Source organism: Clostridium sp., assembly GCF_051656525.1.
Lineage (GTDB): Bacteria > Bacillota > Clostridia > Clostridiales > Clostridiaceae > Clostridium.
On sequence record NZ_JBOGCC010000186.1, the window covers coordinates 1 to 1,647 of the forward strand.

The window sequence follows — 1,647 nt, forward strand, 5'->3', positions numbered from 1 at the left end:
GAAGATAAGGAAGAGCAAGTTTTAGAGATGTGCGATTTACTGTATCATATGTTAGTTTTAGCAAGTTATAGTGATATAAGCCTTAATGATATAAAAAAAGAATTGATAAAAAGAAGAGATAAGCAAAATAATTTAAAAGATGAAAGAAAAGAAATATCAGAATTAAGGTAAAAAAATTGATTTGATAAAAAAGTGAAAATAACTTTAAAGGTATGATAAATTAAAGATGTGAAGAGTTAAAAAGCAAGGTGTATAATAAATGAAAATATGAAAGCAGTAAATTAGGAGGAATACAATATGTATTGTGGATACTGTGGTAATGAGCTAGGTAGCAATGAACAAGTTTGTAGAGGGTGTGGAGCTAGAGCAGGGAATGATATTAATTATTGTACAAGTTGTGGTAGCTTGAGGAAAAATAAAAAGAAAACTAGGTGTGTTTTTTGTAATCATACCTTTAAAGATATTGAAAAAGAGCCTACTAAATCTAATCCAATAAAAGTAAATGGTAAAATAGGAGGCTTTATTGCAGTTATAAGTGTAGGAGGAGTATTTATTGCTACAGTACTAGAGTTATATAGAGATTTTACAGCAACTAATGGATACATATCTTCTAAGGGATATGTATCAGTTGCAGAAATGCATACACAGATACCAGGGCAAATAATTAGTGTAGTAATTATGGGGATTGTGTTAATCGCATTTATACTTGGTTGGATAGGAGAAATGAGAAAAAAAGCTATAAAAGAGTAGAGTGGATATTTTATTTTTTTGATGTGTAATCAATAAAAATATGTGAGAAACAGGAGATAAAGTTATGTATTGTGGATGTTGTGGAGAAAGATTAGATAATGAATTTGTTTTAATTTGTCCAAGTTGTAAGGGAAGAACAAAAAATGATAGAAAATATTGTACTAAGTGTGGGGAAAGAAGAGTAGCTAAGAGCAAAAATGGATGTGCTTTTTGTGGAAATAGTTATGACATGATAGAAAAGAAAAATAAAAATTCAAATAGAAATACAGGCGATATATTTAGAAAAATATTTGTAGTTGTATTTTTAATAGGAATGATAATAACTATATATTTAGATGCAGTTACTAAGGTTGGAATGGTTGATACAAAAACAGGGCAATATATATCAGCAGCACAGTTGCATGCATCAGTTCCTATACAGATTATAGGAGTTATTCTTGTAGGTATGGCTTTTTTTAAGAATATTAAAAGTAAAAAATAACTGGAAAAAAATTTTCCAGTTATTTTTTATTTAATTAGTGGCATCCACCACCGCATGAACCACATCCACCTTCAGAATCTTGGTTTTTAGGAGATAATTTTAATCCTCTACCACCATTTTCTTCTGATGAAAGTATAGTGAATCCACCATATTGATTTATTAAATCTTTTGCTGCGATGAAGTTTATTTCACCTTGAGTACAAGCCATGTCATTATCAGATTGTTCATCCAGAACAATATTAAATACTGGGCCTCCTCATCCAACGCCTGCTAAATTAATTCTTATGTTGTAGCTTTCTACTTTGTTCTCATCTAAGAATTCTTTAAATTCATTTAATGCTTCAGCACTAATAGTTATAAAATCCATAAATAAAACTCCTTTCTTTTGTTTAAAATAATATTAGCCATAAATAGTA

3 protein-coding genes and 1 pseudogene are annotated in these 1,647 nt (G+C 29.2%); 3 read left to right on the forward strand and 1 reads right to left on the reverse strand.

Annotated features, from left to right (window positions below; genetic code table 11):
* The 3 genes and pseudogenes from ACRDDY_RS09390 to ACRDDY_RS09400 form a co-directional block, all read left to right on the forward strand.
* A pseudogene (locus tag ACRDDY_RS09390) lies at positions 1–171 on the forward strand (phosphoribosyl-ATP pyrophosphatase); the annotation flags it as partial.
* A gap of 126 nt (positions 172–297) precedes the next feature.
* Entirely contained in the window at positions 298–750 is a 453-nt protein-coding gene (locus tag ACRDDY_RS09395; RefSeq protein WP_438564693.1) for a hypothetical protein, read from the forward strand.
* 64 nt (positions 751–814) lie between these two features.
* Entirely contained in the window at positions 815–1,231 is a 417-nt protein-coding gene (locus ACRDDY_RS09400) for a hypothetical protein (RefSeq protein WP_438564694.1), read from the forward strand.
* 34 nt (positions 1,232–1,265) lie between these two features.
* Here the strand turns inward: ACRDDY_RS09400 and ACRDDY_RS09405 are convergent, their stop codons facing one another.
* Positions 1,266–1,598 carry a HesB-like protein gene (locus ACRDDY_RS09405; protein WP_438564695.1) on the reverse strand — a complete coding sequence of 111 codons (333 nt, stop codon included), beginning with the start codon at positions 1,596–1,598 and terminating at the stop codon, positions 1,266–1,268.
* Between the last annotated feature and the right edge of the window lie 49 nt (positions 1,599–1,647).

Excerpts from the sequence above, each read along its gene's own strand:
- ACRDDY_RS09395 (WP_438564693.1), top strand. The coding sequence starts at position 298 with ATGTATTGTGGATACTGTGGTAATGAGCTAGGTAGCAATGAACAAGTT.
- ACRDDY_RS09400 (WP_438564694.1), top strand. The coding sequence starts at position 815 with ATGTATTGTGGATGTTGTGGAGAAAGATTAGATAATGAATTTGTTTTA.